This is a genomic window from Bifidobacterium merycicum DSM 6492, assembly GCF_900129045.1.
In the GTDB taxonomy this organism is placed as follows: Bacteria; Actinomycetota; Actinomycetes; order Actinomycetales; family Bifidobacteriaceae; genus Bifidobacterium; species Bifidobacterium merycicum.
The window spans coordinates 1-7,258 of the sequence record NZ_FQTX01000010.1 but is presented as its reverse complement, the minus strand read 5'-3'; the positions used below and the strand labels follow the sequence as shown (position 1 = coordinate 7,258).

Sequence of the window (7,258 nt, the reverse complement as noted above, 5' to 3'; positions counted from 1 at the left end):
ATTGCGATAATAAGGATTGAACGAATTAGGGTATAGGGGGGCGTTGTCACCGGGGAGCACATGGCCCAGGAGGTGCCCTTTATTGCTCTTAGTTACGCGAATGGTGTCAGTCCATACAAGGTGGGCACCTTTGCCGTCCTGGTAATGGCGTCCACGGATGTAGACGCTTGTGCCATCCTGGGTAGCGACATACCAGGGTGTATAGGTCCAGGACCAGTGAGGCGCCTTATCAGCCGAATGCGTCTCATCAGCGCCCTTAATGTTCTTCCATTGTTTTTCGGATGCCACTGTGCCAAGCTCGCGATAATCGTCGCAGTCGATGTTCATCGCCCCGCCGACGGTCTTGTTGCCAAAGTATCCCATCGCCTTGTAGAACCAGTTGGAATCAAGGTCGTAGCGCATGGAATTGATGGTGCCGCACCAATTATCGAGACCAATGGTCATGTCCACAAGCTTGGTCGTACCGTCCTGGATAAGCCCGCCGACGAAGCTGTTGACCATATCGATAAGCCCTTGTTTAGCACCTTCCTTGACTTTGGTCTTAGCCTTTCCGAAGAACTGCTTGGCCTGCGCCTTGCGTCCGCCGACCACGGCGGAGGGCTTCAGGTCATCGTAGTTCACGAGGGACTTGTTCTTGCCCTCAAGCTCGTTCTGAATCTGGTCGTAGTACAGGGTGCCGTTGTCGCGGTCGAGGAGCGCCATGGCGTCGAAGCGCTGCAAGATCTTGTCATCGTAGGTAATCACGTCGCCATAGTCCGGATCTCGCTCGACGGCGGCGAGATATGTGCCCGGCGTATCCATGTCCTTGTCCCATGCAACATCGACCGCGTTCACGACGGTGCCGAAGGCCTTACAGGCGCTCTGCGCGGCCTGCACTGTGTCGTCATCAGTTTTCTCAGCCTGTTCCAGCAGGTAGCTGGAAGTGTGGGCGAGCTTCAGGGTCTCCGTATCAATCTCCTCGGCGGTGGGGATGTAGCCCTTGTCGCCGTAGACCCTGCCGCCCGAGGAACTTTCGGCGTATGCGTCCGCGAAGGTCTGGCCGAGCAAGTTGAGCCAGGCTCGCACATCAAAGGTCGTATCCTTGTAGGTGATCGTGGCGGCGTGGCCGTCAAGAGCCTTGTCGAAATCGGACTGGGAGGGATAGCCGTCCCTCTTACCGTCCGTAAGCGTCGCATCGATGCTGACCGTCGCGTTGTCCTTGATCAGCAGTATTTTCCGGGCGGTGCCCTTGGATATCCACCAGGGCTTTTCGATCTCCGTCGTGCCCATCCGGTCGAAGGCCTTCAGGGCGCCGCCGTACCAGGCGGGCAAGCCGAGATCATCCGCCGCCATGGCGGGGAGAGCCGGGGCGAGCAGCACCACACCGGCCGAGAGCACGGCCAGCATCCTTAGTATCCAATCTCTCATTTTCCAACCCTTTTCAGACATTGTGCATAACCCACCTCGGTTATGCACATTTTTCCCGTCTCTTCTACAGTATGTGCATAACCGGGGGTAGTTATACACATATCCATAAAAATACTGTATTTATTGTGTATAACTAGCGGTAGTTATACACAATCTGTTTGCGACTTGCGTAAATCGTGCATAACGTCACTGTCTTATGCGCATCGCAGTCGTCTGGCGGATATCAAAAAGCCCCGCCATTGCGACGGGGCGTATGCGATAAGCGTTGCACCACAGCACGATGCATCACTTAGCAGAGTGCTTGAAGAAGCTGATGAGCTTCGGCACACCCCACAGCACAACGGCAATCGCGGCGGCTGCGCCGATGACGGCAGGCGCGGCGGCTGCGAACTGGGTGCCCATCGGGCCGGTAAAGGAGCTGACCAGGGTAGACAGGTCAGTGCCAGCAGTTTCTGCGAGATTCATGATTTTCACCCCCTTGTAACAATCGAGCGAATGTAACCGAGCAGGACGCCGACAGCCCAGAAGCTGAAGAGCAACATCTCATTGGACATATCCGCACCTGCAAATCATCGAGCAGTCCGGTAGAAGAGCCGCAGCAGAGCCTCAAGTCCGATCATCATCGACACGACCGTGCCGATCTGCTGGAGCAACTGCATCAGCGACCACCCCCGAACATATGAAAGCCTTCCGAGAACAAGACCAACAGCATAAAAACGGCGACAATGCTCCAATCCGACTGGGAAAGCGTGAACTCTGTCATCAGTCAAGCGAACCCACGGTAGCCAGCTGGTCACGGACGAAATTGAGCTTGAGGAAACCATATGGAGCGCCGTTGCGCTTGGAAGCGCCATACACCACATAGGGGCGCACGACCCAGGCGATGGGCGTGCCCGCCGTCAGCGCGGCCACGCCCATCGCATTGGTGTCACGACTGTTGAAAGACACGTCGGAAATGCCGTCGGCGTTTTCGACCTGTACCGTGCCGTAGGAATTGCCCTGCTGGTCATGGTCAATCGCGACATTGCGCACCGACCCGTCGAGCTTGAGACCGACTTCACGTACAAGAGCCATTTTGAACCTCACAATCAATTAAATTAAAACCAATGAGTATCCCATGGGGATGTCATCATCATGATTGCAGATTCACGGGCGCATGTCGTACCGCTTAACCGGTACGTGTGTCGGGGATGCGGGGGAGTTTCCCCCGCGCCCCCAGCCACTTTTGAAAAGTGGCCAAACGACTGCTACCGCGCGAAATCGCCAGCGATTTCGCTTGCTTCGAAGCTGATGGCGGCGGCTTGCATGCGTGTCTGGCTGACGCGGACAACATCATCCAGGCGCCAAAGGCTGACGTGGTGCCAAATCGTGCAGTCGATGGTACGCAGGTCGATGCTTTTCGTCCGATTGCGGCGGAGGGAGTCGGGGGAGATGCGGAGCAGCACAGCGGCATGCTCGGTATCGAGCCACCAGGCACCGGAGAAATAGATGACGTCAAGCTTCATCGCGCACGACCTTCACATCACGCCTGGCAATGCAGTCGCGCAGATCGCCCGCCCGCCAAGTCGCCTGTAGACCGCGCCCGCGCATCGGCAGCAAGGCCAGCTCGAAAGACATATCGACCGTGCCGCCGTGGACGCGCGGCATGACCTGCGGGTCACGCAAGAAGCTGCCGAAGGAAACTCTCGAATCGTCATCGCAAAGACCAGACGAAAGAGCATGCAGAAAATCCTGGTATGTAGCAAAAATCAGCATATCAAACCTCACAAATTTAAAACTAAAACCAACGTTTACAATAAGTATGTCTATTTATGGCGGCTGCACCTCCTAAACGATGGGTATCTTGTCGGATCCCGAAAACCGCTCATGGCGAAGATTCGGCGGCGTGATGATGATGCGGTGCTGGACGCACCAGGAGCGACATTGCTCCGGATCACCGGCAACATCGTCGCAGAAATTCAGCAAATCGGCGGCGAGATGGTCACGGCGGGAAAGGCATTTGCTCCAGTCCCAGATGCTGAGGACGTGAGACTTCGGGTCGGCGTATTCCTGCTGCGCAAGCTCCTCGTCGGTCTTCTCGGCGCCGATGCCAAGGAATTCGCGCAGGGAGACCTTGCGTCTACGCACACGAGACCAGTACAGCGACCTGGAACCCTTGGTACCTTTGTAGAATTCACGACAAAGCGCGACAATCTGCGGAATAGTATAGCCATAGGAACTCAGAAAGCGGACAAGGGGAGAATGCTTGCCGTTTTCTGACATAACGTACATTATCGGACAACGGGTACACCCGTGCCGAGATCGAGGCTCTGTGCCGGGAGTACTACAAAGCTACTAAGGGTTGCCGTGCCCTCGTCTGGTCCCGTGGCCTGCGCGTCATGTGCGGTCTCGGCATCGAGCGGACCGATGAGGAAATCGCCGCCCAGGATTTCGCGGACCCCAAGGAAAAGGTCTTGACAATCTGGCATTGGTCGCGCAAGGTAGCCCGCCGCGAGTTCCTGGCACCGCTGCTGCTCGCGATCTGCGACCTCACCAAAGGCGACACCGAAGCGTGCGCCGCGTTCTGCCGGTCTTTCCAGATTCCTCTTGTGCCACGGCGAAGGAGGTTCGGAAAAATCGAAGATTACTAGTCAATCCCGCTACATTCGTTTAATTAAATCGTTTTATAAAGCCGTTCGTCATTCGAGATAGGAAATTGTGAGGTTGAGAAATGGGAAACGTCCTTTGGCTTGAAAGCACCGTCCGTGGCCTGCGCTGCGAATGGTGGTGTCCGATCTGCCATCGCCCGAACATCGTCGGCGTCCGTCGCGGCTGCCGCCTGACAGGCCTGTCGCATGTCACGTGCCGGTGCGCCGGCTGCCGCAACCGGTCCTTCCTGGCCGTCATCGACGACGCCCAGCGTGATTTTGAGGCCGGCCTTTACACCGTCGCCCAGCGCCTGGGCGACTCCCCCGACATGCTCCCGGTCCATGCCAGGGACTGCTACGAGCGATGCCAGGAACTCGCGATTCGGAAGGAACTCGCATGACCATCGATGCCGTCTTCATCAGAGGCTGCTGGTGGCTCGACACCGTCCAGGCCGCACGCATGCTCTGCATCGCGCCCGAGTCCTTGCGCCGCAACCGCTCCACATGTCGTGATCTTCGCGGCATCGAGTGCATGGTCTGGCACCGGTCGTGGCTCTGGCGGCTTGATGACGTCGCAAGGGTCAGCCAGGCGCGGTTGATCGCCCAGTGCGACCAGGGCGACGTTGACGGGTCGCGTATGATCTAGTCCGTCCTTTTCGCCTGACTCGACCGGTCACGTCCGGGGCAAGCAAAAGCAGACCGGAACGAAGCGAAGCGAAGTGCAGGGCTTTTGTGCGCCAGTGGCTCCCCGACACGGTACCGGCTGGCCGGTAAGCGCTTTACCGGCCACGGGTGCACCATTGGATCGAACGTAAGTTCATATTAAACCTTGTTTTATTGCTTCGAGTTAGTTTGTGAGGTCCAAGATGGCAGTCATCCGAGAAGCGACGTTCACCCTTGCCGGCACCATTCGCCGGGTCAGTGTCGACCACGACCAGCAGGGCACCGCCTACGCGACCGTCCAGGTCGAAAACGAGGGCGGCATTTCCGACGTGTCCTTCAGCGCAGAGAACACCAGGAGCACCGGCGCGGTCGATTTCCGCCCTGGGACCAGCGTCAGCTGGCTGATTCGTCCCTATGTCGTTTATGGGGTGTCCAAAAGGACCGGTGCGCCTTACGGCATCTGCAAGCTGAATTACGTTGGCTTGCCCGGTGGCTTCGGTGACTGAGTTCACCCTCTCCCCCGCCGATTGGGAGACGGTCGGCGTCTTCATGGCGCTGCTGCTCTTCACGGTCGGCTTCAACATGTTCGGAGGTGGTCGATGATTCCATTCGTGTTCGTCATCGTCTTTGTCATCGCCTTTTGTCTGGGATTGTTCTCATGAGTTTCATCGGTCTCATGTGCACGGTCGCCGGCGTCCTCACCATCGCCGAATCCCTCTTGTCCCTGTTCTACCGCATCACCCGCTGAGGAGTCGCAATGGCTAACGGTCTTTTCCTGACGTTCTGCTGGCTTGCGGGCGTGCTCATGGGATTTTTCCGCAACCTGATTCTCGCAAGGAGGTGAAAAATGAATCTCGCAGAAACCGCAGCAGCTACCGATCTGTCTACCCTGATCGGTGACTTCACTTCTCAGGCCGGCACCCAGTTCGGTGCCGCCGCCCCCGGTGTCATCACCGCAGCGGCCGGCATTGCCCTGATCCTTTGGGGCGTCCCGAAGCTCATCGGCCTGTTCAAGCGCGCCGCCAAGTGACGTCACGGTTAGGGGTCTCCTGATCTCCCCTCTAAGCGTTGTCCATCCTCTTTTGACAACGGAAATTTCCGCCCCCGCCCACACACGGGGGCGTTTTTCATAAGGAGCAAAGATGAAGGATTGGTTTTTGAAACTTCTGGCGGTGATGAGCGCCGGTGTCGTGCTGCTCGCCCCCGCCCTTCCCGCCGCCGCCGACGTGCAACGGCCCACCTGGTACGGCAGCGCCCGCAAGGCGTTCGACCGGATGGGCGTCACCAGCGAACAGCTGCCCTGGTGGATGGGCGAGACCACCGCCGCCCAGATCGTCACCCTCACCGGCACCGCGCTCAAGATCAACGCGAAACTCGCCGACCGGCTGAACGGCTTCCCCACTCAAAACGATTTCGACAAGGCCATCTCGGCGCACGACGGCAGAATCGCATACGAGGACGTCACCGTGGACATGTCCGTTTTTCTGAACGCTCTCGGCGAGACCTTCGCCGACGGTTACACCGGCAGCGTCGCCGGCACCCTCAGCTACGGCCAGGCGGGCTACATCCCCACGGCCGAGGAAATCGAGGCAGAAAGCCTCAAGCTCGCCCACACCAGCAGCTATCTGCTCGCCCAGGCGCAGGCGTATCACCCCGACAGCGACGCCGGCGCGAAGGCCAGCAGCTGCACCGCGCTCATGCAGCGCGTCCAGTCCGCCGTTGACTACGCCTGGACTGATGATACAGTCACCACACCCGGCAAGGTGCTCCAGGCCGAATACGGCAACCTGGAACGCGACCCCGAATTCGGCGACGTGATCGGCTACGACGCCGCCGACTTCAAAAAATACGACGCGATGGCCCTTTTGGACAGGGACGGCGGGAGCCTCTACTACGACGACATCAAGAAGGAGGTCGAGAAGAAAAGCAAGTCCAGCAAGATCGATCTCGGCAAGGTCAAGACCAGCGACGTGACCGGACGCAAGTCCGCCAAGAGTATCTTCGCCGGCATCGTCAAGGGAGGCAAGGGCCTGTTGAAGGACGGCGTCCTCTCGCTTGGGGTCGACTTCATCGATTCGCTCGTGCAGGGCAGCGCGAAAAGCCTCATCGACATGACCTATGGGACCGAAGCCTGGTGCGACTCCTACGCGTGGGCGGTGGGACAGGACAACATGTTTCTGGGCGTGCTCGGCGTGCTAGGCAAGGACGCCACCAAGGCTTTCGCGGGCCTGGACTGCGACAACCTCGAACAACGCAAAAAGTTCTTGGATGATGTCCAGTGGGTAGAGGCCATGAAAAAGCTTCGCGGTGCTGAAGAGACGCACACCGATGATAAGGCGCCTCACTGGTCTTGGACTTGGACGCCCTGGTATGTCGCTACCCAGGATGGCACAAGCGTCTACATCCGTGGACGCCATTACCAGGACGGCAAAGGTGCCCACCTTGTATGGACTGACACCATTCGCGTAACTAAGAGCAATAAAGGGCACCTCCTGGGCCATGTGCTCCCCGGTGACAACGCCCCCCTATACCCTAATTCGTTCAATCCTTATTATCGCAAT

The 7,258-nt window shown here is 58.2% G+C and carries 12 protein-coding genes; 6 read left to right on the top strand and 6 right to left on the bottom strand.

Annotation, left to right across the window (positions count from 1 at the left end; translation table 11 throughout):
• The 6 genes from BUB29_RS09370 to BUB29_RS09345 all read right to left on the bottom strand — a co-directional run.
• Nucleotides 1-1,407 (bottom strand): hypothetical protein (locus BUB29_RS09370; RefSeq protein ID WP_143155202.1); only part of this gene is annotated, 1,407 nt, incomplete at its 3' end.
• 285 nt (nucleotides 1,408-1,692) lie between these two features.
• Nucleotides 1,693-1,872 (bottom strand): hypothetical protein, encoded by a 180-nt coding sequence (locus tag BUB29_RS09365; RefSeq protein ID WP_033523957.1) that lies wholly within the window; start codon nucleotides 1,870-1,872, stop codon nucleotides 1,693-1,695.
• Between the two features lie 297 nt (nucleotides 1,873-2,169).
• The gene (locus BUB29_RS09360; RefSeq protein WP_033523958.1) at nucleotides 2,170-2,481 is read right to left on the bottom strand and encodes a hypothetical protein; all 312 of its coding nucleotides are present in this window, start codon (nucleotides 2,479-2,481) and stop codon (nucleotides 2,170-2,172) included.
• A 173-nt stretch (nucleotides 2,482-2,654) separates the two neighbouring features.
• Nucleotides 2,655-2,912 carry a hypothetical protein gene (locus BUB29_RS09355; RefSeq protein WP_033523959.1) on the bottom strand — a complete coding sequence of 86 codons (258 nt, stop codon included), beginning with the start codon at nucleotides 2,910-2,912 and terminating at the stop codon, nucleotides 2,655-2,657.
• Nucleotides 2,902-3,162: a hypothetical protein gene (locus tag BUB29_RS09350; protein WP_033523960.1), complete on the bottom strand. Its 261-nt coding sequence runs from the start codon at nucleotides 3,160-3,162 to the stop codon at nucleotides 2,902-2,904. The genes BUB29_RS09355 and BUB29_RS09350 overlap by 11 nt, the downstream gene beginning before the upstream one ends.
• A 72-nt stretch (nucleotides 3,163-3,234) precedes the next feature.
• Entirely contained in the window at nucleotides 3,235-3,669 is a 435-nt protein-coding gene (locus tag BUB29_RS09345) for a hypothetical protein (RefSeq protein ID WP_143155201.1), read from the bottom strand.
• A gap of 116 nt (nucleotides 3,670-3,785) precedes the next feature.
• Here BUB29_RS09345 and BUB29_RS09340 point away from each other — a divergent pair, with 116 nt between their 5' ends.
• The 6 genes from BUB29_RS09340 to BUB29_RS09315 form a co-directional block, all read left to right on the top strand.
• Nucleotides 3,786-4,037: a hypothetical protein gene (locus BUB29_RS09340; protein ID WP_033523962.1), complete on the top strand. Its 252-nt coding sequence runs from the start codon at nucleotides 3,786-3,788 to the stop codon at nucleotides 4,035-4,037.
• A gap of 80 nt (nucleotides 4,038-4,117) precedes the next feature.
• Entirely contained in the window at nucleotides 4,118-4,435 is a 318-nt protein-coding gene (locus BUB29_RS09335) for a hypothetical protein (protein ID WP_033523963.1), read from the top strand.
• Nucleotides 4,432-4,680, top strand: a complete 249-nt coding sequence (locus tag BUB29_RS09330; protein ID WP_033523964.1) for a hypothetical protein — start codon at nucleotides 4,432-4,434, stop codon at nucleotides 4,678-4,680. Before BUB29_RS09335 ends, BUB29_RS09330 begins: the two co-directional genes overlap by 4 nt.
• Nucleotides 4,681-4,900: 220 nt before the next feature.
• Entirely contained in the window at nucleotides 4,901-5,203 is a 303-nt protein-coding gene (locus BUB29_RS09325) for a hypothetical protein (RefSeq protein ID WP_033523965.1), read from the top strand.
• 341 nt (nucleotides 5,204-5,544) lie between these two features.
• On the top strand, nucleotides 5,545-5,727 hold the full coding sequence (locus BUB29_RS09320) for a hypothetical protein (RefSeq protein WP_033523966.1): 183 nt from the start codon (nucleotides 5,545-5,547) through the stop codon (nucleotides 5,725-5,727).
• A 112-nt stretch (nucleotides 5,728-5,839) separates the two neighbouring features.
• On the top strand, nucleotides 5,840-7,258 hold a 1,419-nt coding region (locus BUB29_RS09315; RefSeq protein WP_143155200.1), incomplete at its 3' end, for a hypothetical protein.